We start from the raw sequence: 24,181 nt of genomic DNA, 5'->3' as shown, positions 1-24,181 counted from the left end.
AGGTTCGAGGATTTTCTGGTACAATTGAGGAAGCATTTTTATATTTTTGTGGTCTCTACACGACCACTTTACTCTTTTACCGATCGCCTCCTCAACCCACCACTCTCTCTACCATTGAGCCTCCTTGTCACCCCTTGAGGAAAAATAGTTTTTCTATTACCCATTACCACGCGAAGCTCTGTAACCGGTCCAACCCATCAACGGTTCTTCTCCTAAATTCCAGAATCTAGCACGTTCTGTTCCTAGCTTGAGAGTCAGTTCCTGAGTTTGATTAATAGAACCGATCGCCTCACAAGATAATTCCCGCTCGTGAAAAGCTTTCTGAATGAAAGGCACATATTGCGATCGCACACTCAATAAAAACCCGTAACTGGGAAAACTCTGTAACCAAGCTATGCGATCGCAGTTTATGGGTTGGACAATTGCGTCTAAGTCAATCACTGCACCACATCCAGAGGTTTCCAATAACATCAGCGCTGTTCCCAATACACCCCCCATACTAATATCTTTGCCAGCATCGCACCAGCCAGAATGGGCAATTTGCGGGAGAATAGCCAGATCGTCGCGAAGGCGTTGGAGATCGCTTTTTGTGGCAGCATTCCAGAAGGGATAATCTTGATAAAATTCGCCTCGTAAGTCAATTGCCATCAACAAGATATCTCCTTCTTGGGCATTAAAACTCGTTATTAGATGTTGAGCTTGTCCTAAAATAGCCACAGAGAGCGCGCTATAGGGACTATTTCCATTCGTATGCCCTCCCACGATAGGCACATGATACGCCTCTGCTGCGGCTTGCATCCCTTCCCAAAGTTGACGACTCTCGCTGGTTGAAGGCAACCACAACGTATCGACAACAGCAAGGGGTTCGCCTCCCATGGCATAGATATCGCTCACATTCACCATCACAGCACACCAGCCGGCAAACCAAGGCTCTTGTGTGACTAAAGAAGGGAGCATTCCCTCAGTAGCCAATAACAGATAGCGATCGCCTTGCCAAATCGCCGCACAGTCATCTCCGAGTAAAATAGATTCCGGATCTTTATCCGGATTTCCACCAAGATATCGGGCAGCAAGCTGAATATCCTGCTTCTGTCGAATACCCAAAGAACAACGCAACTGTGCGACGAGGTCTGACAATGCCACCATAACTTAAGCAACCTCTAACCACTGAGGGATTCCCTGGGGGCGCAGTTCGCCATTGGGAGGATAATAAGCAAGATTCGCTTGCATCAGATGGTGAGGGCGATCGCAAATCCTTAACTCTTGCAATGAATCCCAATGCAGTCGTTGAAAGAAGCGCACATTTTGTAATTGTACAGTTGCCAAAAACTTCGAGCAGCCCCAAGTCTGAGCCGTTTGCACAGCCTTTTCGATTAAACCTTTGCCAATGCGCCAACCGCGCCGGTGCTGCCGATGTACACCCAAGCGTCCGCCATACCAAACACCCGGCTGAGACTCATAAATCCGTACAACTCCCACCACTCGTTCCCAAGCCGCAATATCCGGTTGATAGATACTCTGGGGAGCGGTGAGAGCAACAATTGGATAAGCGATATCATCAATATCATCGCGATCGCTCCAGCGAAATAAATCCTGTTCCTGGCAAAAAATCTCATAGCGCAGCCCATAGTATTCTCTCACCTCTGTTGCGGTTTGTGCTAATTCAAATCGATAGGAATGTCGCATAATTTTATGATTCTCATAATATTTTTTCTTGGGATTAAGATAGCAAACACTTGCCTCTTGAATTTGACTATTTCGATACTAATTTCATTTTTTTCTAGTTGTTCTCCTTAAATTCTGTCCCCTCTTCCTTGCTCCCCACACTGACGCACTTCATATCACTTACCCAGATCGACTCTTTATATTCTTTTTATAAAGCGACTCCGATCTCGAACAACGATGGTGGTAGGCTATCCTTGACAAGACCTAACCAATGGAATCAAACACTATGTCAGATGATGTAGCAGCAATAGTCATTGACAATGGCTCAGGAATGGTCAAAGCTGGCTTTGCTGGAGACAATGCCCCAAGAGCCATCTTTCCCAGTATTGTGGGGAGACCTCGCCATCAAGGAGTGAACATAGGAACGGGGCAACCAGACTCTTATATTGGGGACGAAGCCCAGAGCAAACGAGGAATTCTGACCCTCAAAAATCCCATCGAACATAGAATTGTTACCAACTGGGATGATATGGAGAAGATATGGCATCATACCTTCTATAACGAACTGAAAATCGATCCCTCCAAACACCCGGTTTTACTCACTGAAGCCCCATTAAATCCCAAGGCAAACCGCGAGAAAATGACGCAAATTATGTTCGAGACATTTAAAGTCCCGGCCATGTATGTTGCCATTCAAGCCGTTCTCTCACTCTACGCCAGCGGGCGCACCACTGGAATTGTTTTAGACTCTGGCGATGGAGTCAGTCATACGGTTCCAATTTATGAAGGATATGCCCTCCCTCATGCCATTATTCGCCTCGATTTAGCCGGCCGAGATTTAACCGACTATCTAGTGAAAATCTTGGCCGAGCGGGGATATAGTTTAAACACGACCGCAGAACGGGAAATTGTCCGCGATATTAAAGAAAAATTATGCTATGTTGCTCTCGATTTCGAGCAGGAGATGCAAACAGCAGCCAGTAGTCGTTCTTTAGAAAAATCTTATGAGCTACCGGATGGCCAAGTCATCACCCTGGGCAACGAGCGATTCCGGTGTCCGGAAACCTTGTTCCAACCTGCCTTTATTGGCATGGAATCGGCGGGAATTCACGAAACCACATACAATTCGATTATGAAATGCGATGTGGATATTCGTAAAGATCTGTATGCCAACACGGTTCTGAGTGGAGGAACAACGATGTTCCCAGGAATTGCCGATCGGATGCAGAAAGAAATTTCGGCTCTGGCTCCTCCCACCATGAAAATCAAGATTATTGCACCTCCGGAACGCAAATATAGTGTGTGGATTGGTGGCTCTATTCTGGCTTCTTTGTCTACCTTCCAACAGATGTGGATTAGCCGGCAAGAATACGAGGAAAGCGGCCCATCGATTATCCATCGTAAGTGTTTCTAAAGCTGGCGGCATTGTTCACCTCTTTATCGTTCCTATCATTTCAACCAGGAGGTCTATTCCTATGACAGATAAACCCGATATCTCGGAAGTAGCTAAGTTTGATAAATCGAAATTGAAGAACACTGAAACTCAAGAAAAAAATACGCTTCCGACTAAAGAACAGATCGAGCAAGAAAAAGCTGAAGCTAACCCGGAATAGGGGATCTTTAGTCTTCTAAGAAACCTCAGTTTTGGATAAGTCAGGTATTTAGACGCAAAGAGGTAGGGGCATTTCAAGCGATCGGCAAGTTACGATGATTCCAAGATGGAGATCGCCCTTCCTCTCTTGCTCCTTTGCCCGTGTTGTTTATCCAAAACTGATTTTAGAAAACAGCTCGGTGACTGAGGAGAAAGACCGACACGCGATCGCGTAACGTTAGGATTCAAAGGTCGATAGCGCCGAACATGCACCACATTTGGCGCAACCGGCTTGCATATTTTGAGATGACATTCCCGCTTTTCGTAACAAATCCCCGATCGCTTGGTACAAACGGTACATAAATTCGCTATCCGGTGCGGGAGTATGCTCCAAAGGCGTTCCCGTAATCGGGACAAAAGGGACGACAAAGGGATAAACGCCGGTTTGAATCAGGAGATCGCTCACTGCTATCAATGCCTCTAAACTGTCGCCTAAACCAGCCAGCAAATAAGTACTCACCTGCCCCCAACCAAAAACCTCGACCGCTGCGGCAAACGCCTCAAAGTAGTATTCTAAGGAAACTTCCGCCTTACCCGGCATGATTTTGGCGCGCACTTCTGGGGTTACTGCTTCCAGATGCATCCCCAAATTTTCAATCCCGGCATCCCGCATTCGCTGGAACCAGATAAAATCTACGGGAGGTTCGCATTGAGCTTGAATGGGAATATTCACCCGTTGTTTAATCGCCCGCGCGCACTCTGCCAAGTAAGCCGCCCCGCGATCGCTCGTATTTGGCGTTCCCGTCGTCATGACTATCTGCTTGACTCCATCCAAACGCACGGCTGCTTCTGCCACCTCTGCTAATTGGGCGGGCGTTTTGCGAGCGATGGTTTGCCCCGCTGCTAACGACTGCCCGATCGCGCAAAATTGACAGGCGCTCTCGCGATCGCCATAACGCATACAGGTTTGCAAAACTGTTGTCGCCAAAACATCATGACTGTGCAGCAATGCAATCTGTTTGTAGGGAATCCCTTCCGCCGTTTTCAGGTCATAAAACCGAGGCTGTCGGGGAAACGAAATCGAAGCAACGGTTTCCCCGCAATGGGCTAGGGTACTCTCGATCGCCTCCGTATGAGATGAGGCCAGGCTGTAAGGAGAATCAGCGGCCGTCCCCGTATAGACTGGAACCATCACCGTCGTCCCATTAACGGCGATCGCCTTATGATCCGAGGGTCCAGCACCGCCTTGACGACCCGATGCTCCTCCATTTTGCCCGGTCAGTTGCAATCCTTGCGATTGCAATTCGACAATTAACCGTTGTTTATTCATAATTTCATATCTAAAGACTCCGGGACAGATTCCGCGCCCCCACCATTCGACGAACCAGCGATCGACTCAAACGATAGAGGGTTGCGATCGCGTATGATTTCACGCATCATGGCTTTCGGTTGGCGATCGATCTGCAACTGCAACAACTCCGGGCGAGCATAATGTCCGACAGAATCCATCATGCGCTTGCGCTTCGTCAACAGCGAAAAATCTAAATCGGCAATCACCAACCCTTCGCCTTCCGTTAAAGGCGTAGCTAAATGATTCCCTTCCGGCCCGATAATAGCGGTATTGCATCCCCCTTGCAACACCTTTTGCAAGCGCTCATCTGTCGTAATTTGTTGCACTTGTTCCGGAGATAACCAACTGGTAGCATTGACCACAAAACACCCCGACTCGAGAGCATGATGGCGAATGGTCACCTCAATTTGCTCTCTGAAGATATCGCCAACGAGAGAACCGGGAAATTGAGAACAATGAATCTGCTCGTGCTGCGCCATCAACGCATAGCGGGCGAGAGGATTGTAATGTTCCCAACAGGCGAGTGCGCCCACTTTACCAATGGCTGTATCGACCACTTGTAAGCCCGATCCATCTCCTTGACCCCAAACCATGCGTTCGTGATAAGTGGGGGTAATTTTCCGCCGTTTTAGAGCTAAAGTGCCATCGGCATCAAAGATCAGTTGCGTGTTATAGAGCGACCCCGCATCTCGTTCGTTAATCCCTAAAATCACCACCATGCCATACTGACTGGCAGCTTGAGCCACAGCCTCTACCGCCGGCCCCGGAACGGTTACGGCCTCCTCATAAAGGCGCATATGTTCCTTTCCCATCAGAACCGGAGGTTGAATGAAGGAAAAATAGGGATAGTAGGGAACGAAAGTCTCTGGAAAAACGATTAAGCGTGCATCCTGTTGGGCGGCTTGTGCGATCGCCTCAAGGACTTTGTTTAATGTTCCTTCCCGACTGAATAAAACGGGAGAAATTTGAGCGGCAGCCGCACGAATTGTGCCAGTATAGTCGAGCATCATAGAGCGCTTTAGATGAGGGAATAGGGAACAAGGAATGGGAAATGGATTACATGGTCCAAGAATCCAAGATAAAGGCCCCTTCTTGGCGATGAACTAAAACAATATCGAGGACATCGAGAGGATTAATCGGAATAATTCCAGGGATTAAAGAGGGTTCGCCATGACCGTAAAGAGCTTGCAGAGCAAAGCGACAAGCGTAAACTTTACCGCCTTCTTCCATAATTTTGACCAACTGATTATTCAGGGCCATATGTCCGGAGAACGCTTCATCGCCAAGTTTGGGAAAACCACGTTGAATACCTAGAGTAACGCCCGGGCCATAAAGAAGAACTGAGGTTTCAAATCCTTTGCGAATCAGGCGCGTCGCTTGCAAGAGATTCACTAAACCAATGGAACCTTCAAAGGCAACCGTGTGGAAGGTAACCAGGGCTTTTTCACCAGGTTCGGCTTTAACATCTGGAAAAACTTTCTCTTCGTAATTAACAAAAAAGTCACCGGCTTGGTGTTTGGGGGTAGTTACTTCTGGCACGATAATTCCTCAATTTTTTTGTAGATTCAGCATGATTTGGCATAACGTCATGCCTTGCTCTCGAAGGTAGATTAATGCCCTCCACAATTTGATTTTTGTATGTCTAGCTACATAAAATCCAAGTCTAGTGAGATGGATAGGAACAACCGGATAAATTGATTGCCAGTCAGGAAAATTGCGATCGCACCCTAGCGAAATCGATAGTGGTCAGATAGATTGATTCTTTTTCGGATAGGCTTGGCGATCTTCCTGTTACAATCCAAGGCGATGGTTGTCCTTGTTATTTCAAATCGCAATTGATCCATGCCAGAAATACGCTTTGAGATTGAGTGGCCCGATGGAATCCGAGAAGTTTGCTATTCTCCTTCTTTAGTGGTACAAAAGCATTTAACTGCCCAAACCGAGTACGAGCTGGCCAATTTTATGGTGCGATCGCGCACGGCTCTGCAAGAAGGCAGCGATCGCGTGAAAGCCAAATATGGGTTTGCCTGTAGTTTGGCGTTGGGACAGTTAAAGAAGTTAGAAACCGCTTCGACTCGCTATTCCTCTGATGCTAAGGTGAAGGTCTTACAGTTTATTGAATAATGGATTAAGCGTTGGCGATCGTATTGAGCATCCAGAACTAAAAAATACAGCAGGAACTGCTGTTATGAAGTACAGTTGACGCTAAAATAACGATAAGCCATCTCTTTTAGGGCGATCTGTGGGCAGGAAAAATCGATGTGCAACAAAGCTTTGTTAATCATAGATGTGCAAAAAGGTTTCGACAATCCAAGGTGGGGCAATAGAAACAACTTAAATGCTGAATCGAATATTGCGTTACTGCTTTCTGCATGGCGTAGGAAGCATTTACCCATAATTCATATACAGCATTGTTCGGTAGAACCCGACTCGCCACTGCGCCCAGATCGCTCCGGTAATGAGTTTAAAGACGAAGTCCTGCCAATAGATGGGGAAAAGCAGTTTACAAAAACAGTCAATAGTGCGTTTATTGGCACAAAACTCGAACAATACTTGCGAGAGCGAGACATCAACAATTTGGTAATTGTCGGACTAACCACAGATCATTGCGTGTCAACTTCAACTCGGATGGCAGGCAATCTTGGTTTCAATGTCATACTGGTGTCAGATGCTACTGCAACGTTCGATCGGATCGGACATGATGGAGTCGAATATTCAGCAGAAGATATCCATCGAATTCATTTAGCCAGTCTGGATCGCGAATTTTGCACGGTGCGTTCTACTGAGTGGGTATTAAATGAAATCGCAAATCCAACAAGCTGAATACTAGGCGATCGCCCCAGGGTTATGGCGAAGTGCTGTATTAGTCTCGATATTTTAACGCCGATCGTCAAACCAACCATTTTGCATCAGTTGATAGAGAGCCTGCATCCGTGTTTTGGCTTTGAGTTTGGCTAAAGTATTGTTAATATGAAACTTAACGGTACTTTCGCTAATATAAAGCCGATTCGCGATTTGCCGATCGCGCAATCCCTGTGTCAGCAATTTCATCACTTCCCGCTCTCGTACGGATAGGGTGGGTTGGGTTTGCGTGTCATCTTCAATTCCCCAGATTCCTCCACCCATAATCGTTTCAATGGCTTGCCTGAGTTGTCTGGGATTGGTTTCTAAGTCGATTTTTGCTTTCACGGTTTTGGGAATAATTGGGCTATCGTGCTGCACCCAAACCACATACTGACTTTCATGAATTAAACTACTGCGATCGCTAATTAAAGGGATCTTTTTTGAGGGAGTCACGCATAGACTAAACCCGGCAGCAACAACCATTTGCGAAAAGGCAAATTGCAAAGCCGGCGATCGCATATTAACCCGCACGCGAATAGGGTTTGGCTCTTGGGCATAAGGGAGTTGCAGAGCAATTTGGAGAATGGTTTGGGGACTGTCTAAAATTGCTTCTAATCGTCCTCCCAAACAAGTACTGGCAAAGGAAATATGCTCGATCTCGTGAGGCAGGAAACTATCTTGTAGGCTGTTCTCTTCCAGGGCGATCGCCTCAGAAACCGGTACAATCGATCGCAAAATCGCAAATTCTTGTTCGTAAATTAAAGAACAGGTCATGCAATTGAGCTGCTGCACGACTTCCGCCAAACGCAAAAACAGATAAGTTAACGAGATGGGTAGCGATCGCTCTGTCCCCACTAATTTTAAGGGTACGCGCTGTAAGATATGTGCCAAGCGATCCGAGAGCATGGGAGAGGGCAGATTGAGAGGCGATCGCTGGGCCGACTTAGAATGCTGCGATTTTTCAAATTCCAGCGCATTCCCCAGAGCTACCGTCACCGTCGTACACAAACTCAATAATATTTCTAAAAATTCTGGGGCTAGAGGTTCGCAACTAAACACCGCTAATACCCCAACCACCGTTTCTGGCGTGGCTAAAGGATACCCGGCAAATCCTTGAATACCATGATGAATAGCCCAATCTCGATCTTTCACCCAAGGTTCATCCGGTAGATTATTACTTAAAAAAGACACGCGATTTTGCGCGATTTTCCCGACCTTAAACGCTCCCATCGGCACTTGTCCGAAACAGCCATCCGTATTGGTATATAACCCAGAAGAAGCCACCAGCTTGAGATGAGAAAAGTGATCTTCTACCAACCAAATTCGAGCTAACCTACAATTAAACTGTTCGACCAGTTCTTGCGTGACTCGATTGGCAATTTCTCGAGCATCTAAACAGCCATAAATACTTTGGGCAATTCGATTAGCTTGGTGCAAATCGAAGAGCAATCGCGGGACATTCAACAGATTGGGACTTGGATCGGACATAGTAAGGCTAAGGAGTTGCACTATTCCATTGATTCCCAAAATCACGCCGAATTCTGTAAAGCTGGAAACATTGTTGAGGCAAGTCCGATCGCTTTTTACCTATGGAAATAGATAGGGGTAATGTTATGGCTTCGTTGTAGAAATTAACTTGTGGCAAGTGCCCCTATTTTTAGCATCAAACCTGGGAATTCTGTAGCCAGGCATACAAGAAAACACTCAAGCCGAATCTAATCTGGCAAACAGGGCAATGTTGAGCGTTAATGAGATCGCTGGCCAGAACCAAGATCGCAATCCTGAAACATTTATTGATGGAGAATTTAGTGATGAAGACCCATTATTCAGTAGCAATTGTTGGCGGAGGACAAGCTGGACTCTCCATGAGTTATTGTCTGCAAGAGAGAGGAATAGATTGCATTATTTTTGAAAAAAATCAGATCGGCTATTCTTGGCGATCGCTGCGCTGGGATAGCTTTTGTTTAGTTACGCCTAACTGGCAATGCACATTACCTGGATATACTTACCCAGGAAACGATCCAAATGGATTTATGCAACGAGATGAAATTGTGCAATACATCCAGGATTATGCCCAATCATTCAATCCTCTGATTAAAGAAGGCGTAGAAGTTCAACGGTTGCATCGTCCGGAGAGCAAAGGATATACCTTAGAAACCAGCATTGGCGAATTTACTTGCGATGCCGTTGTCATTGCCACAGGAGGTTACCATCGTCCTAAAATTCCCGCCTTATCAGAGCGTCTTTCTGCCCAGATCAAACAAATCCATTCCTCAGAATATAAAAACCCTGAATCTCTTCCCGATGGAGAAATTTTAATAGTTGGTACGGGACAATCTGGCTGTCAAATTGCCGAAGATCTGCATCTTGCGGGCAAACCCGTGCATTTGTGCGTGGGTGGCGCGCCTCGTTCCCCTCGGAAATATCGCGGGAAAGATGTGGTAGATTGGCTCGATCAAATGGGATATTACGACCTTTCTATCGACCAGCATCCGGATAAGCATAAAGTCCGTACTAAAACCAATCATTATGTTACCGGACGAGGGGGCGGACGAGAAATCGATCTGCGACATTTTGCCACAGAAGGAATGAAACTCTACGGACATCTGGTCGATATTGAGGGCGATCGCCTACAATTCCGAGATAATCTCAAGGAAAACTTAAATGCTGCCGATGCTGTGGCTGAAAGCATTAAACGCACCATCGACGGTTTTATTGAGAAACATAATATTCCGGCTCCCATCGAAACGCCCTATCAACCGGTATGGGAACCCAAAACCGAAGTATTGCAGTTAAATTATCGCGATGCCAACATTAGCACGGTGATTTGGTGTACGGGCTATACGTCCAACTATGAATGGATCGAAATTCCCATCTTTGACGGTAAAGGCTATCCCAGTCACGATCGCGGGATAACCTCAGTATCGGGATTATATTTCCTCGGTTTACCTTGGCTGTATACTTGGGGTTCGGGTCGCTTTTCTGGAATAGCGCGGGATGCGACTTATCTGGCTAATTATATTGCTAGTACCCAACAGACTTTTAATCTGAGCTACACGGGTGTCATTGAGCAAGCTGCACTCGGCTCGTAAAACCATTTTACGCAATGACCAAATTGCTACATCAATCGTGAATTAGGGTTGGCTGAAAATGCGATCTGTGGAGGTTAGGGAACAGGCTTGAAAATTTAAACCCTAGCAATGCAAACTATTGTCTATTGTCTATTATGCGAGTTGCCCTTTTAACGTACTCAACCAAACCTCGCGGTGGCGTAATTCATACCATGGAATTAGCCGAAGCTCTCGATCGCAGGGGACTCTCGGTTTGCATCTTTGCTCTGAATAAAGATGGGGGGAATTTTTGCCGTCCTCTCACTTGCAATTATCGTTTAGTCCCCACCAAGCCGCCTCCCCAGACTATTGATGGTGTGGTAGAACAGCGCATTCAAGAGTATGTCAATTATTTCAGTCAACATGAAGATAATTACGATATTTACCATGCTCAGGACTGTATCAGCGCCAATGCTTTGGTGAGGCTGCGATCGCAAGGCTATTCCATTCCTTACATTCTGCGCACTGTCCATCATATTGACAATTACACCAGCCCTTATTTACAAACTTGTCAAGAAAAATCAATTTTACTGAGCGATCGCTGTATCTGCGTCAGTCATTACTGGCAGCAAGAATTACAACGATTATATAAAATTGATGCGCCAGTGGTCTTTAATGGAGTCAATACTCAGCGCTTTTCTGCGCTCAAAGAGGGTTCGGAAAACAGTTTGAAAAAGCGTTTGGAGATTGTCGGAAACCCCGTTTTTCTCAATATTGGTGGGGTAGAACCGCGCAAAAATTCAATTCGGATCTTACAGGCATTTGCCCAAGTTTTACCTGAGTTTCCACAAGCGCAATTGATTATTGCTGGAGGACTGACCCTGTTTGATTATTCGGATTATCAGGATCGCTTTTTTGCAGAAGTCAAACGACTCGGAATAGAGGAAGGAAAAGCGCTACTTTTACCGGGCGCGATCGGCGATCGCGATCTGCCGGTTCTCTATCGATGTGCCGATGCTTTTATCTTTCCCTCAGTTAAAGAAGGCTGGGGTTTAGTGGTGATGGAAGCGATCGCATCAGGACTTCCTGTTGTAACTAGCGATCGGCCTCCTTTTACAGAGTTTCTCACGCTAGAACAAGCTCTTTTAGTGGATGCAGAACAGGTCAATGAGATTGCAATTGCCATGAAACGAAGCATCGATCCAGAAACCAGAAAATCATTAATCCAAAACAGTCGATCGATTCTCTCTCGCTATACTTGGGAGAATTCTGCTCAAATGCACTGGAAATATTACCAAACGTTGTTGAGCGGCAATGATTTTTAATGAGGGAGATGGAGGGACAGGGAGATGGAATAATTTAATCCATTGAAGAACTTATTTCGCACACTTAAAGCTGCTTCTTCTTCATCCCCTAATCGATCCACTTCCTTGAGCCAAAGAACTCCTAATTCCCAATCTGTAATCATCACCTTATGAGGTGTATGGCTATCTTCACATTCAAATACATAGCGAAATTTATAGGGTATTTTACGCAAAGGTTTTTGAGGTGGGCCAAATAGTTTCAGTTGGTCAAATAGTTGTTGCCATTCAGGTTTCCACTCAGATTGATCCGGTTCAATTTTTAAATCAAGAACTTTGGTGGGACGGACAATGCCTAAAGAAGTGCAATCTGATTGATGTAATTCTTTCAGTTGTTTTACGGTGTAGATTGGCATTCGATCTATAATGTCCCGTCGCTCTTGCCAACCCCTTTTGGTTGAAAGAGGCTCTCCCAATATCTGTAGAGTCTCTAAAATGGGCTTTCTGCTTTCTTTGCGGCGATCTTTCCCATCACCATGAGCTAAAAGATCTACTTCTATCCACTGGTATTTACGAAATTGTTGATCTCTACTTCTATACCGATAATCAATCGGATAGAGCCTCACCCATTCATAATTCTCTGTAATTCCAGCCGTACAAATTAATTCTTGATAGCTGCTTGATGGATGAGGATAGGTCATGACTGTAATCAAAACTTTGGTTTTTATGGCTCGATCGCTCATTACGAATATCTAAGATGCTCAATGGGTAAGTTAATTATACCTGCTATATACTGAGCAAGTATGTTGCGATGGCAACATTCTGGATTGGCTTCCATACAGACTAAAACACTAGGTTGAGAGGTTAGGAGGGATATAACTGTCTCGATATCATCAGGGCAATTACATAAGTTAGAACGATAGCCTTCAAAGAGGGATTGATAGCGATCGCTTGAATTTAAGTTTTTGCGAGCGGCTCCAGGAATTCCTAATCCGGGAAGATGTTGATAGTCAATATCAAGAGAATGACACAACTTTTGTAAGGTACTTTTATGAAAACCATAGCGGCGTGCAATAGGATTATAGCGAACATCAATCAGCTTCTGAATTCCCGATTGCATCAGGAGATTGAGAAAATCATCAACAGTTTTCTTTTCATATCCAGCCGTATAAATTGCCAGGGGTGCAATTGGTCGTTCAGGTTTGCATTTATTGTCTATGGTGCTGTTTATTGTAAACCAGGGATAATGATGGTAAACTGTATTCTTTAACTCAGATATAGATAACTTTCCATATTCATTGATTACGGTAGAAATATCTTCATGAATTTGGTTAGGCAAACGTACTTCCTGTTGTTGTCCTACGGGAGTGAGTTGCCAACGATTGGACTCTTGCTTCTTTAAAAAACCATTGCGGACTAATACATCAACTTCACGATTGAGGGTGAATGAATAGGGTCCGTATAGATAAGGAATAAATCCATAAAAAGTCGAACCACCACCAGATGGGGTTTCTTGATGAAGGAGAAATGACCATTTCATCAGTTGCAAAAGAGAAACATTTCCCCCGGTTTTTTGAATTATTTTTAACAGTATTCTTTGACGATAAAGCATAGCATTTACAAAGCATTTCTCTTTGTAATTATAACATTTAATCCGGGTATTACCCGGATTATTGATGCAATTTCTAGGAACAGAGAAAGAGCAAGAAAAGACTAGAGACGATCTTTGGGTTACCGTGCTATAAAATTGCAAATGGTATACAGTCAAGGATATTCGATTTCTCTATAAATCCTTTCCTATGACTCCACCTCTGTTACAGCTTGACCAGTTATCGATCGCCTACAATCCCCATTCAGAATGGGCCGTTAGGGATGTCTCCTTGACCCTGAAAGCGGGCGATCGCCTGGGTTTGGTGGGGGAATCGGGGTGTGGGAAATCGACCCTGGGACGAGCCATTATGCGCCTGTTGCCGTCCCAGTCCCAGGTGCAAGGAGACATTCAAGTTGAGGGAAAATCGGTTTTAGGGTTAAGCGAAGAGGAACTCCAACGGTTTCGAGGAGAAGAAGTTGCGCTCATTTTCCAAGATCCCATGACTCGTCTCGATCCTTTGATGACGATTGGCGATCATTGTGTGGAAACCCTACAGTCTCACCAGTCTTTATCCTATCGGGAAGCCAAAGATCGGGCGATCGCTGTTTTGGAAACCGTTAGTATTCCTGCGTCCCGATGGTCTCAATATCCCCACGAGTTTAGCGGCGGAATGCGTCAGCGGGTGGCAATCGCCTTGGCACTATTATTAAATCCGAAGCTGATTATTGCCGATGAACCCACCACCAGCTTAGATGTAACGGTCTCTGCCCAAATTCTACAGGAATTAACCCGATTATGTGCCGAGCGGGAAATGGGGTTATTGCTGATTTCCCACGATCTAGCCTTAGTGGGGGAATACTGCTCGGAAATTGCAGTGATGTATCAAGGGAAATTAATTGAGCGCGATCTGAGCAAACAAGTACTCTTTCATCCCCAACAGGAGTATACCCAATCATTACTGGAAGCGGCACTCCATATTCACGCGATCGAGACCAAAGCAGTGACGACTGTCCCCGAAAAGCAACCCTTACTTCAAGTGGACAATCTGAATAAGCATTACAGCTTAGAGAGCAATTTAATCCAACAACTCTTTACCCGAAACGCAACCGTCATCAAAGCCGTGGATGGGGTGAACTTTGAACTTTATCCGGGGGAAATTTTAGGACTGGTGGGAGAATCGGGTTGTGGAAAAAGTACCCTTTCGCGCACCATTTTACAACTGATTAAACCCACCTCCGGCAAGGTCGAATTTCTGGGTAATAGAATTACCTCTATCAACCGTAAATCTCTGCGCCAACTGCGTCAACAGATGCAAATGGTTTTCCAAGACCCTCACGCCTGCTTAAATCCCCTCATGACAGTCGGTGAGAGCATTACTGATCCCCTCCTCATTCATGGTCTAGAAACCCCCAAGACGGCGAAACCAAGGGTCACAGAGATGCTAGAAAGAGTCGGTTTAACCCCCACAGAAACCTACTATTCTCGCTATCCAGGGGAACTTTCTGGGGGACAACAGCAACGGGTGGCGATCGCCCGCGCTCTGATTACGCGGCCGAAACTGGTGATCTGCGATGAACCCGTCAGTATGCTCGATGCCAGCGTGCAAGCACAGGTGCTACAACTGATGTTAGACCTGAAACGGGAGTTTGAACTCACCTATCTGTTCATCACCCATGACCTTTGGGTAGCGCGATTTTTATGCGATCGCATCGCGGTCATGAATCAAGGTAAAATTGTCGAACTCAACACCACCCACGAAATCTTTACCCATCCCCAACATCCCTACACCCAAACCCTGCTTGCTGCTGCTCCCTTACTGGCGATGTAGCGCTTCGCGCTAGGGAATATGGGGAATGGGGAATGGGGAATAGCTAGTATTGCTTATTCCATAACAAGTGCTGTCTATTCCCTATTCAGAAGATTGCAGGAAAGTTTGTACTGTACCATCAGGATTAAAAACAACACGCAAGCGAGGTTGAAGATTACTTTCTAGGGGGGAAACCAAAGGTTCACCCAGTAACGGAATTCCCGTGCGATCTAAATAAGTGGCGGCGGTTTCTCCGAGGGGAGAAATGCCTTGAACTGTGCCATCGACATTCAGCGTAATATTATATTCAATGGTTTTATTTAAACTTTCTGGAGGAGTCCAGCGCTGTTCAAAATATTGCCGGGCTTCAGCAACTTGGGGAATATTATCAAATAGGTTACGTTCCGCTCTTGCACTCAGGTCTAACGGAGGAGAAGCACTTTGAGCTTCTGTCGGAGGAATCACATCATCAAGTTCTGTGGGGGGACGCTCTAGGGAGGGTGCCGGTGCAAGGGCGGGGAGTTCAGCGTCAGGAGCCGGTAAAATAGCCGCTGATTCCGGTTCGTCTAAAGGGATAGGGGGGGGGAGCGCGATGCCCTCAGTAGGGGCACTCAAGACCGGCTCAGGTGGCGGAAAACTGGGTGCAGGAGGGGGAGCTGAAGCGGCTATACTCGGAGGTTCGGATGGGATCGCATGGGCAACAGGAGGAGGATCGGGAGATTCAGGGGTAGTCTCTCCCACAGGGGGAGGAGGAGGTAGTTTTTCATCGGAAGTCATGGGAGAGGGTGAGGGTGAGGGGACTTCCTCTAGGGGGGCAGAGGGAACAGTGGGTTGTTGGGCAATTGAGGCGTTATCCTCAATCTGTGGGCTTTGAGTCGCCTTTTCGCTCTGGGGTTGAGTGGCCGTTTCAAAACTCGCTTCTGGATAGGGATACAAGTCTTTCAAGATGATGACACTGGTAGCGGTGATGCCGAGACCTAGCAGGAAACTAGCCACAAATCTTAAGGTTGGGTTGGGTGGAGAGATGGGTTTAGGCGTTTCGACTTCTTCAGGGAGAGTAACGAGATCTAAGGTATATTGTTCGATCGCCGTGGCCAGATCGAACAGTTGCAAAGCGCTGAGGGTAACGGTGAGGTCGTTGTCATCTTCTCCGAAGGGGCCGAGGTTGAGTTGATGTTGGGTGAGGCGTTTGGGTTCGGTTGGAGGAGACTGGGTGAGGAGCGTTTGAACGGTGGTAGTAACAAGATCGCAGAGGCTTTCAAGTTGGGTGCGATCGCCCTTAACCGTAATTTTAGCCTCTGTTCCTTTCCGTGGGTCATCGAAATGTAAGCGAAAGCGCAGGTTTTTGATTACCGGTTGTTTCATCCATCGCGAGAGGGGAGAAGATTGACCGATAATTTCTAGGGTGCAGGTGGGTGGGGTATAGCGTCGGATGACGGAGGAACTCATGGGATCAATTAATAATTAATAATGAATTCAGAGGGAGCGGTCTAGGAGGGCTAACCAGAGACGACGAGGGCCTCCGGGACTTGAGTAAAAGAGCAGATCGATTAGGAGTTTGAGGGCTAGGGGGGTAAGCTCATCGGGGGAGATGTCTTCACCGTCGAGCATTCGCTCTTGATAAGTATTGGTAAAAGTGTCGAGATAATCCCCCAGGAGGGACATCGTATGTGGGGGGCGATCTTCGGCCGTTAGTTGTTCAAGTAGTCCGACTGCACGGCGAATCCGTTCTTGGTGATTTTGGGCTAATTCACAACAGATTAACACGAGCGATCGCGCCTCTTCGACATCCAATTTTTTCCGGCCACTCCCTTTGCGTAAGGGACTCGCTTGACGTAAACGCCACAAGCTGACGCGATCGCTAACTCCTGGTAAATTAAGTTTACTTGCTGCTTGTAGCATGGCTTCGGAGCCAATCCCCGCCAAGGCCTCCAGTGCCAGTAAAATCAGATCTAATTGGGTTTTAATATTGTCAAGTTGCTCTAGATCGGGGACTTGATCCAAGGGCAATTGGGACTTTGATTTAGGCGACTTCACGGGTGAAGGCATGATTTAAGCATAGGGCATGGTATTGATTCTAGTGTGAGTGTTACAGGTTTGGAAACCATTTGGGCAATGGAGCATGGGTCATGGGGAGAGTTAACGGAGATAGAATTCTCCTAGGGTTAAGCCTTCCATTAATCCAAAGGCCAGGATCGCGCTACCGAGCGGGACGGTTAAATTATCAATACCAAAGCGGGAAAACGCTTCTAAAATAGTGGCAAACAGAGCAACGATCGCTGAAGAAATCCAAATCAAGCTCACATTGCCATAAACCGGCAGCAAAATCACGACACAGATCAGATAACTGACCGCAAACATGGTTGTCGTTCCTTCCCAGGTTTTTTGAATCGTGCCTAGGGAATAGGGACGTGTACCAAAATTTTGCCCCACTAAGGCCGCTAGAGCATCGCCCCAAGTCATAATCAAAATGCCCAGAGCAGCATAATAGGGTTGATGCAACGGCCAAAAGAGGGCAATGAGCAGACCAATACTCACCGAGTAGAAAAATGTCCCCCAACTTTGGCGACCGATGCCATTAATGCCCGGTAGGATGGGGAAAGAGTAGGATAACAGGGCGATCGCACTAAATACAATCGAGGCAGCTATCCCCACCCAAGCAGGAATATCGAAGAACCAGGCCAACAGAATCACATTTCCTGAGCCAATATGGACCACCTTACGAATGATTTCCGCATTCGCCCAAGGATAACGACTCAGCCAGACCGAGGCAAAGAAGATGAATCCTAGCCATAGACTGATGGTGAGAAATTTTAGCTCTAAAGTAAAGACGGGGGAAATGGACACGATCGCCTACGGTTTCCAGTTTTCGACTGCTCTATGTCTGATTCTGCCAGAATTCGGCCCTAGGTGAGCTACATTTTCTCGTTATCCTGAAAATACTCAAGTCTGATGCCAACCCATGAGTACCCAAATCACTATTACCTTACCTGATGATGTTTATCTACAGGCTAAACGTTTTGCACAACTGGCTAACCGAGATTTAGCCAGCGTTTTAGCCGATACCATAATTTCCTTAATTCCACCCGTTAGGAGTAATGGATTAGATCTAAAATCCATATCTAGCCAGAAAAAGGTAGAGTTATACAACCCTCGTGAGCAACAATGGTCTTCCCATTTTACTGGGTTGGAAGATGGCACAAGGATTCAGGGGATTACAGCCTGTGGGCGAGCAACAGCGATCGCCTTAAAATTGAATAATCCCTATGCTGTAGCTGTAAGACAAGCTTGGGTTTCAGCCGGTTGGCATCCTCCGGAAGAGCGTTAATCAAATGCGCTCAACCTTGTGCCTCTCGATCGCCTACTGTTGAGTCTCTTCGCTCTCCTCCATTTCGGGTTCTCCCAGAATACGAGCTAAGGTTGCTCTTAAGGTCGCTGGATCTTGGGAAAAGCCTTCATGGGTGCGGGCGGCACAATGGAATTGAGCGCCTTGGGAACCGGTATTGGGCGCTAAGATCCAATCCACTTTGCCAGAGGCGATCCAACTTTGCAGTTGTTCATCTTGGCGGATAAATTTCTCCATTCCAGCGATCGCCGTTCCTTGAGCATGGGTGGGCGAAAAGGGAATTCGGGGCTTTTCTTCTAAGCTATGGGCGATCAGATAGAGTAGAGAGCGGTGATAAATGTTAGCGCATTGGTCGTTATTTTCCGCTTCATCGGTGAGGGTAAACAGGGTGAATTTGCCGATTTTGTTGTTGGCGATCGCCTGGCCATAACTTTCATGAAACGCTGATAGAGTGGAAGCAGGGGCCCAGAGGGTACAGGAGGCGATCGCCTGACCATAGCCCACATCTCCCCCCAGGAGGGAACCGCTAATTAAACCGTCTGTGGTTAACAGTTGTACCAAGGGTTCTAAGAGCAAACTGCCTAAACTATGACCAACGAGATGAATTTCTAGATTCGGCTCTTGTTTTTGCAATCGATCGATAAATTGCAAAATTAAGCGTATTCCCCCATTGTAGATTTTGGCTGCTTGTAAGGCTTTGGTTTTCAACACACTCCATTGAAGACTTCCCTCTGGACGGACAAGCGGTTCTAGGGCATCATCGAGGCGATCGAGCATAAAATCCTGATTGTCTTCTACTGTGCCTTCGGGTCGCCGCTGCTTTAAGCCATTTTGCAGAATCTGCGTTAACGTTGCACCATACTCATTATTCCAGAGGAAAGCAAGGGGATAAATTTCTTGATTGAGGAAGACTTGCCGCAAGTTGGTCATCGCTTCAACCACCTGGTCTTTTGACTGTAAACCCCCTGGGACAAATAGACAGAGGCGTTTTTTCTGCCAAGATTCGCTCATCTGGGGAAAGTCTTCGGTTAAAATTCTCTGGACAGCTTCAGAGGAGGTTGCATAGGTTCCATTGTCGCTTAATGCCCCATCTGCACCAATACTGATTAAGTGAGGACGCAAATTCGCATAGATAGCGCTGGTTTTTTGCTGACTACTGCGTGACTGAGATTTTCTGGGAATGGGATTATTGAGGATAATCGGAACCCCCAAACGCGCGACCCAAACATCAGTTCCGTTGAGCAGCCAATCATCATAGGCGATCAGAGCAAAGCCATTTTTGCCCCAGGTATTGCCCCAGGAGTTTTGGAACCAAAAGCCCCGTTCGTCATAGCCCACTAGAGCAAAGGCATGGCCGCCTCGAATCGTTTCTTTGAGGGGGATCGCGCCATCTGAGTCGATTCTTTCCCAGCCTTCATGGACGAGTCCTGTGGCATAAAGGATTCCGACTTCTGCGATCGCACTATGCATGGCAACCAAGTCTTTATGATTCACCCGATAATAGGCTCCCAGGGGGCGTTGGGATGCATCCGAGGCTTGAGTTCCCGTCAGGTCTCGTTTCACTTTTCCGGAGCGATGGGTCCAGAGGCGATCGCTACACACTCCGTGTTTATGCCAGGCTTTCATGGCTCCTCTGGCACTCGATCCTTCGTAGTCTTCTCCCGGCCATTCATCGTAGCGTTTGGCCATAGCGTACAACATCCAGGGGCTAACTGGAGTCAGATTGTTTAACCCATAGCGTTTCGCCAGCAAATAATGGGCAACTGTAGCTAGGGCAAACCCAGTACAAGCCCCTTCCCGTCCTTGATCCAGAATGGGAATATTCAGTTTCCTGTATTCTTCCAGGTCGATGCGAGCCGGAACATCTACTAGGGTCGCTTCGTAGAGTTGGTCGCGAAAGTCGAGGGTATCGGGACGGGTGTCTAGGATGCGATCGACAACTTTGAGGATACTATGCATGAATGGGGAATACGGTATTAGCAACTGAGTTGATTTTATGGCTAACCTTAAACTTTAACCAGAATTTATTTACAAATCTAAAGATTTCATGAGATTTTAACTGCAATTACAAAAAAATCAAAAAAGTGGTAAACTCATTCAAGTCTATAAAGATGTATTTAAAAAACAGTGATTTATCACTCTAAGTTATTAATCGCAAATTTGCAAAAAGTCTCAAAACAGAGTGCGATCGCTGTATTTTGGATTGGATTTATAGTAATCATTGGCTGGTTTTTTGATATTGGACTCCTCAAAAGTGTGCTACCAGGTCTAGTGACCATGAAAGCAAACACTGCTTTTTGCTTTCTTTTTAGTGGTATTTCCCTATGGGCATGGTATCAAGACCCAGGGACAAATAAAACTCGTTTGACTTCCCAAAGTTCAGCAATTTTGGTATTTTTAATTAGTTTTTTGACCTTGGTTCAATATGTCTCAACTATAGATTTTGGAATCGATCAACTGGTATTCAAAGATTCAGTAGATGCTGTTGCCAACGCTTCTCCGGGACGGATGGCGATCAACACTGCCTTAAACTTTTTGCTTGTGGGATTAGCCTTAATCGCCATCGTTTTTCAAGGAAATTATTAAATCCCTACGTACCTTCTCACGAATGGATGAATCCCAGGTCAAAGAAGTGGATCTTCATGAAGGTTTAGATAGCACGTTAATGATTTTGCAAAATCGTCTGAAAGCGAAACCCGAACATCCAGAAATTCAGGTCATTAAAGACTATGGCAATATTCCTCGAGTTGAATGCTATGCAGGACAGCTTAATCAAGTCTTTATGAACTTGATCTCTAACGCGATTGATTCGTTGGATGAATATAATCAAAATCGTTCCTATGAAGAAATTAAGCAAAATCCCAGTTATATTCGCATTCAAACTTACCCAGTCCAGAAGAGGGTAAAAATTGTGATTGAAGATAATGGCTTAGGTATTTGTGAAAAGTCCATTGAGAAACTTTTTGATCCCTTCTTTACTACGAAACCGGTGGGTAAAGGCACAGGTTTTGGTTTGGCAATTAGCTATCAAATTATTACGGAAAAACATCAGGGAGAACTGAATTGTTTCTCCCAACCTGGAAAAGGGGCTAAATTTGAGATGATGTTGCCTCTGGTTGTTGAGAATTGCGTTCTTCCGAGAACTTGAGATAAAATTACAGCACAAAGCGCTGTCATGGTCTTCCTAGAGTGACAGAAGAGGGGTAGAGTGCGAAGCCTTCTAGCAATAGAAAATGTCCCATAGCAGAGAAAGGGAGAGTTAGGACATTTTCTATTACCCATTGCCTATTGCCTCAAACCATAACCTAACTATCCTAACCAACTCCTTCTCTGCTAAGGTTTAATGGGTTTGAGCCAATTGTGGGCAAAGTCGATCGCCTCTGCTTGGGTGCTAACCTTGCCTTCAATTTGGGCGATCTGAATTTCGGTTAATAATTGACCGATTAACTTGCCTTTGGATAGATTAAGGGATTCAATCAAGGTATTACCCGCGATCGGGGGTTGGGGATAAACGACAGGATCGTTGGGATTGAGGAAGCGATCGCACAAGGGCGCAATCGCCTCCACAGCAACCCCTCTCACCCGTGCTAAGAGCATCAGTGTCGGAAAAACGGAACGGATCGCTTGGAAGAAAAAATACTGGTCTCGCAAGTCCATCTGTTGCGGGTAGAGGATATTTGGTAAGCGCTGCAAAACGGCGATCGCCGCACGAATTTCAGCACGACTCAATTTCAAGGATTTTAGTTCTGCCTCAGCTTTTTGGACTTCTGGGGAGATAAACAGAATCAGTTTAGCTAAACTGATTCTATTGGTGGGTTGGCTGGCGAGAATGGGTTGATTAAAGTGTTCTCGTAATTGAGACCAGCGATCGCTCAATTCCTCTGCAATCCGATCCACCTGATGGACTTGAGTCACCCGCTCTGCACAGCTATGGGGAAACCAACCCGTTAACACTCCATCTTTCCAAGCCTTCTCCAGCGCTTCACTTCCCGAATGTAAATTCAGTAAATACCCTAACTCCATCCGTACCCGTTCGGCTGCGACTTGACGCAACTTTGGTGCTAACCTAATTAGAGTTTTTTGGGTTTCTCGGTCAAGGGTAAACCCCAATTGGCTCGCTTGGCGATAGGCTCGTAGCAGTCTTAGGGGATCGTCAGCCAAGTTTTGCGCCGATACCATACGGATGAGTTGGCGTTGTAAATCTTGACAGCCTTCCAATGGGTCAATTAAGGTCTGGGTAAACGGATTATAGGCGATCGCATTAACCGTAAAATCCCGCCGCTTTAAATCAAGATGTAGGGTTTCTCCCTCCTGTTGGGCAAAATCTGCTGTGGCATTTTCAAACACCACCCGCGCAATTTGCCGCCTGGCATCCAACACCACAAACCCCGCATCATAGAATTTAGCAATCTGACGCGCCGTTTCTACAGCATTTTCCGGCAGCACAAAATCCAGATCCAGATAATCCCGTTGCCGTTTCAGCAGGCTATCGCGCACCGCTCCCCCCACTAAACAAGTATCTTCGGGAAGCGATTCTAAATCAAAAGGCCAGGTTTCTGGACTAAGAGCTACACCAGTTAAGTCAAGCATGGTGAATTACAATCTGAACACATTTGGGCAATTTCAAGAAGGAATAGGTTAGATTAGCAGAGGGATACCAATTCCAGGTAAGTTGCTCTCAGCCAATGGTTAAGCCCAAACCGATCGAGAATTGGTATGAGGAAAGAGGAGCGTGCTTTATCCTTCTCTTTTTCTATTGTGATGTTTTAGCTTGATGTTGGCTTATGTGCATTTGTGTCAATTGCGAATATGTAGACCGTTGCCTTACCTATCATGCCGTGGAAGGTCAACACCAACAACCCCATCTGACGGAAAATCCAGATTTTGAAGCCATCAACCCTGAAATTAATGTCAATATCCGCCACCAGGGAGAGATCATTGAGATGGAGTGGGATGTGGTCGGATGTGAGAGTTTTAAACAAGAACAGGGTAAATGGTCAAGGTTACGTCCTGGGGAGTTGATTCCCACATAGTGTAGACACAGGGATGGGGAGATGCTCAAGACATGGAGAATTAGACAAGCCTAAATTATTGCCCTGTTCTTCTAGACTAAGCATAGAGCAATAGAAGTCTTAGTTTCCCCATCTCACGTCAATCATTAGACTTCTTGCAGAAGTCAGGGAATAGGGAATAGGGAATAGGGGTAAGAATGCAGGATTACTCCATTGCCATTTATTTTCTGCACAATTATGCAAGAGGTCTATTTTTGTGATTGGCGACGATTGTAACGTCGAACACTCTTTCTCACATGACTCAGAATATCAATTTTTCTAGGTGCCTCGCTTGGAACCATTTGGGGATGTAGTTTTTCTACCCACTTCCGTAGTTCCGGTGAAGTCAGAGGGGCTAGATAATTACATATCTCCTGACATCCTTTAGAAGCTGCGTTCATCAGTGCATATTCATTCTTACGACTGATAGCATTGACATCAGCTCCCCCTTAAGGGGTGACAAGGAGGCTAAAAACTAGACTGTATAAGGGATAGAGCCTGTAGCCCTTGGGGAAAAAACCACCGCTTATGAGGTTTGCACTCCATTAATTCTTCAGCTAAAGAAGAGCCACATTGGAAGGAGT

General features: G+C 46.0%; 23 protein-coding genes and 1 pseudogene. 11 read left to right on the top strand and 13 right to left on the bottom strand.

All coding sequences use genetic code 11. The features are described from left to right. Window positions 1–156: 156 nt before the first annotated feature. The gene (locus J7545_RS00380; RefSeq protein ID WP_318702072.1) at window positions 157–1,146 is read right to left on the bottom strand and encodes a sll0787 family AIR synthase-like protein; all 990 of its coding nucleotides are present in this window, start codon (window positions 1,144–1,146) and stop codon (window positions 157–159) included. A gap of 3 nt (window positions 1,147–1,149) precedes the next feature. Continuing rightward, window positions 1,150–1,686, bottom strand: a complete 537-nt coding sequence (locus J7545_RS00375) for an MSMEG_0567/Sll0786 family nitrogen starvation N-acetyltransferase (protein WP_318702073.1) — start codon at window positions 1,684–1,686, stop codon at window positions 1,150–1,152. Between the two features lie 265 nt (window positions 1,687–1,951). On the opposite strand from J7545_RS00375, the gene J7545_RS00370 reads away from it, so the two are divergent. Beyond that, window positions 1,952–3,079 carry an actin, cytoplasmic 2 gene (locus tag J7545_RS00370; protein WP_318702074.1) on the top strand — a complete coding sequence of 376 codons (1,128 nt, stop codon included), beginning with the start codon at window positions 1,952–1,954 and terminating at the stop codon, window positions 3,077–3,079. A gap of 61 nt (window positions 3,080–3,140) precedes the next feature. Then, on the top strand, window positions 3,141–3,278 hold the full coding sequence (locus J7545_RS00365; protein ID WP_318702075.1) for a thymosin beta: 138 nt from the start codon (window positions 3,141–3,143) through the stop codon (window positions 3,276–3,278). 216 nt (window positions 3,279–3,494) lie between these two features. Here J7545_RS00365 and J7545_RS00360 read toward each other — a convergent pair whose 3' ends face one another. Genes J7545_RS00360 through J7545_RS00350 form a run of 3 tightly spaced genes read right to left on the bottom strand, consistent with a single transcriptional unit; the run spans window position 3,495 to window position 6,146 of the window. Continuing rightward, on the bottom strand, window positions 3,495–4,586 hold the full coding sequence (locus J7545_RS00360) for an MSMEG_0568 family radical SAM protein (protein ID WP_318702076.1): 1,092 nt from the start codon (window positions 4,584–4,586) through the stop codon (window positions 3,495–3,497). Next, window positions 4,583–5,614: a Nit6803 family nitrilase gene (locus tag J7545_RS00355; protein ID WP_413039005.1), complete on the bottom strand. Its 1,032-nt coding sequence runs from the start codon at window positions 5,612–5,614 to the stop codon at window positions 4,583–4,585. The genes J7545_RS00360 and J7545_RS00355 overlap by 4 nt, the downstream gene beginning before the upstream one ends. 49 nt (window positions 5,615–5,663) lie before the next feature. Continuing rightward, window positions 5,664–6,146: an MSMEG_0572/Sll0783 family nitrogen starvation response protein gene (locus J7545_RS00350; RefSeq protein ID WP_318702079.1), complete on the bottom strand. Its 483-nt coding sequence runs from the start codon at window positions 6,144–6,146 to the stop codon at window positions 5,664–5,666. Between the two features lie 303 nt (window positions 6,147–6,449). On the opposite strand from J7545_RS00350, the gene J7545_RS00345 reads away from it, so the two are divergent. Together J7545_RS00345 and J7545_RS00340 are read left to right on the top strand one after the other, a co-directional pair. Next, on the top strand, window positions 6,450–6,731 hold the full coding sequence (locus J7545_RS00345; RefSeq protein WP_318702080.1) for an MSMEG_0570 family nitrogen starvation response protein: 282 nt from the start codon (window positions 6,450–6,452) through the stop codon (window positions 6,729–6,731). Between the two features lie 135 nt (window positions 6,732–6,866). Then, window positions 6,867–7,430 carry a cysteine hydrolase family protein gene (locus J7545_RS00340; protein WP_318702081.1) on the top strand — a complete coding sequence of 188 codons (564 nt, stop codon included), beginning with the start codon at window positions 6,867–6,869 and terminating at the stop codon, window positions 7,428–7,430. A 54-nt stretch (window positions 7,431–7,484) separates the two neighbouring features. On the opposite strand, the gene J7545_RS00335 is transcribed toward J7545_RS00340, so the two are convergent. After that, the gene (locus J7545_RS00335; protein WP_318702082.1) at window positions 7,485–8,939 is read right to left on the bottom strand and encodes a LuxR C-terminal-related transcriptional regulator; all 1,455 of its coding nucleotides are present in this window, start codon (window positions 8,937–8,939) and stop codon (window positions 7,485–7,487) included. Window positions 8,940–9,262: 323 nt separating this feature from the next. Between J7545_RS00335 and J7545_RS00330 the strand changes: the two genes are divergently transcribed. Both J7545_RS00330 and J7545_RS00325 read left to right on the top strand, forming a co-directional pair. After that, a complete protein-coding gene (locus J7545_RS00330; protein WP_318702083.1) occupies window positions 9,263–10,543 on the top strand; it encodes an MSMEG_0569 family flavin-dependent oxidoreductase in 1,281 nt (426 codons plus the stop codon). A 134-nt stretch (window positions 10,544–10,677) separates the two neighbouring features. After that, the gene (locus tag J7545_RS00325) at window positions 10,678–11,826 is read left to right on the top strand and encodes an MSMEG_0565 family glycosyltransferase (RefSeq protein ID WP_318702084.1); all 1,149 of its coding nucleotides are present in this window, start codon (window positions 10,678–10,680) and stop codon (window positions 11,824–11,826) included. Here J7545_RS00325 and J7545_RS00320 read toward each other — a convergent pair. Further along, window positions 11,823–12,545 carry a hypothetical protein gene (locus tag J7545_RS00320; RefSeq protein WP_318702085.1) on the bottom strand — a complete coding sequence of 241 codons (723 nt, stop codon included), beginning with the start codon at window positions 12,543–12,545 and terminating at the stop codon, window positions 11,823–11,825. The genes J7545_RS00325 and J7545_RS00320 overlap by 4 nt on opposite strands. Next, on the bottom strand, window positions 12,545–13,414 hold the full coding sequence (locus J7545_RS00315) for a DUF488 domain-containing protein (protein WP_318702086.1): 870 nt from the start codon (window positions 13,412–13,414) through the stop codon (window positions 12,545–12,547). Before J7545_RS00315 ends, J7545_RS00320 begins: the two co-directional genes overlap by 1 nt. A gap of 187 nt (window positions 13,415–13,601) precedes the next feature. On the opposite strand from J7545_RS00315, the gene J7545_RS00310 reads away from it, so the two are divergent. Beyond that, window positions 13,602–15,221 carry an ABC transporter ATP-binding protein gene (locus J7545_RS00310; RefSeq protein ID WP_318702087.1) on the top strand — a complete coding sequence of 540 codons (1,620 nt, stop codon included), beginning with the start codon at window positions 13,602–13,604 and terminating at the stop codon, window positions 15,219–15,221. A gap of 81 nt (window positions 15,222–15,302) precedes the next feature. On the opposite strand, the gene J7545_RS00305 is transcribed toward J7545_RS00310, so the two are convergent. From J7545_RS00305 to J7545_RS00295, 3 genes are all read right to left on the bottom strand, one after another. Continuing rightward, entirely contained in the window at window positions 15,303–16,649 is a 1,347-nt protein-coding gene (locus J7545_RS00305) for a DUF4335 domain-containing protein (RefSeq protein ID WP_318702088.1), read from the bottom strand. A gap of 27 nt (window positions 16,650–16,676) precedes the next feature. Further along, on the bottom strand, window positions 16,677–17,249 hold the full coding sequence (locus tag J7545_RS00300; RefSeq protein ID WP_318702089.1) for a DUF3038 domain-containing protein: 573 nt from the start codon (window positions 17,247–17,249) through the stop codon (window positions 16,677–16,679). 90 nt (window positions 17,250–17,339) lie between these two features. Beyond that, a complete protein-coding gene (locus J7545_RS00295) occupies window positions 17,340–18,047 on the bottom strand; it encodes an SEC59/DGK1/VTE5 family protein (RefSeq protein WP_318702090.1) in 708 nt (235 codons plus the stop codon). A 115-nt stretch (window positions 18,048–18,162) separates the two neighbouring features. Here J7545_RS00295 and J7545_RS00290 point away from each other — a divergent pair, with 115 nt between their 5' ends. Continuing rightward, a complete protein-coding gene (locus J7545_RS00290) occupies window positions 18,163–18,528 on the top strand; it encodes a hypothetical protein (protein ID WP_318702091.1) in 366 nt (121 codons plus the stop codon). 33 nt (window positions 18,529–18,561) lie between these two features. Here J7545_RS00290 and J7545_RS00285 read toward each other — a convergent pair whose 3' ends face one another. Further along, on the bottom strand, window positions 18,562–20,505 hold the full coding sequence (locus J7545_RS00285; protein WP_318702092.1) for a C1 family peptidase: 1,944 nt from the start codon (window positions 20,503–20,505) through the stop codon (window positions 18,562–18,564). Between the two features lie 201 nt (window positions 20,506–20,706). Between J7545_RS00285 and J7545_RS00280 the strand changes: the two genes are divergently transcribed. Then, window positions 20,707–21,132 (top strand): hypothetical protein, encoded by a 426-nt coding sequence (locus tag J7545_RS00280; RefSeq protein WP_318702093.1) that lies wholly within the window; start codon window positions 20,707–20,709, stop codon window positions 21,130–21,132. Continuing rightward, window positions 21,119–21,694, top strand: a pseudogene (locus tag J7545_RS00275) (sensor histidine kinase); the annotation flags it as partial. The gene J7545_RS00280 and the pseudogene J7545_RS00275, both read left to right, overlap by 14 nt. Before the next feature lie 185 nt (window positions 21,695–21,879). Here the strand turns inward: J7545_RS00275 and J7545_RS00270 are convergent. Continuing rightward, a complete protein-coding gene (locus J7545_RS00270; protein ID WP_318702095.1) occupies window positions 21,880–23,136 on the bottom strand; it encodes a hypothetical protein in 1,257 nt (418 codons plus the stop codon). 194 nt (window positions 23,137–23,330) lie between these two features. Here J7545_RS00270 and J7545_RS00265 point away from each other — a divergent pair, with 194 nt between their 5' ends. Beyond that, window positions 23,331–23,579, top strand: coding sequence for a Ycf34 family protein (locus J7545_RS00265; protein ID WP_318702096.1), 249 nt, complete (start codon window positions 23,331–23,333; stop codon window positions 23,577–23,579). The last annotated feature ends 602 nt before the right edge of the window (window positions 23,580–24,181 follow it).

It is taken from the genome of Roseofilum sp. SBFL (assembly GCF_017746885.1).
Lineage (GTDB): Bacteria > Cyanobacteriota > Cyanobacteriia > Cyanobacteriales > Desertifilaceae > Roseofilum.
The sequence above is the reverse complement of the archived record's forward strand: the minus strand, read 5'-3'. Positions and strand labels throughout refer to the sequence as shown.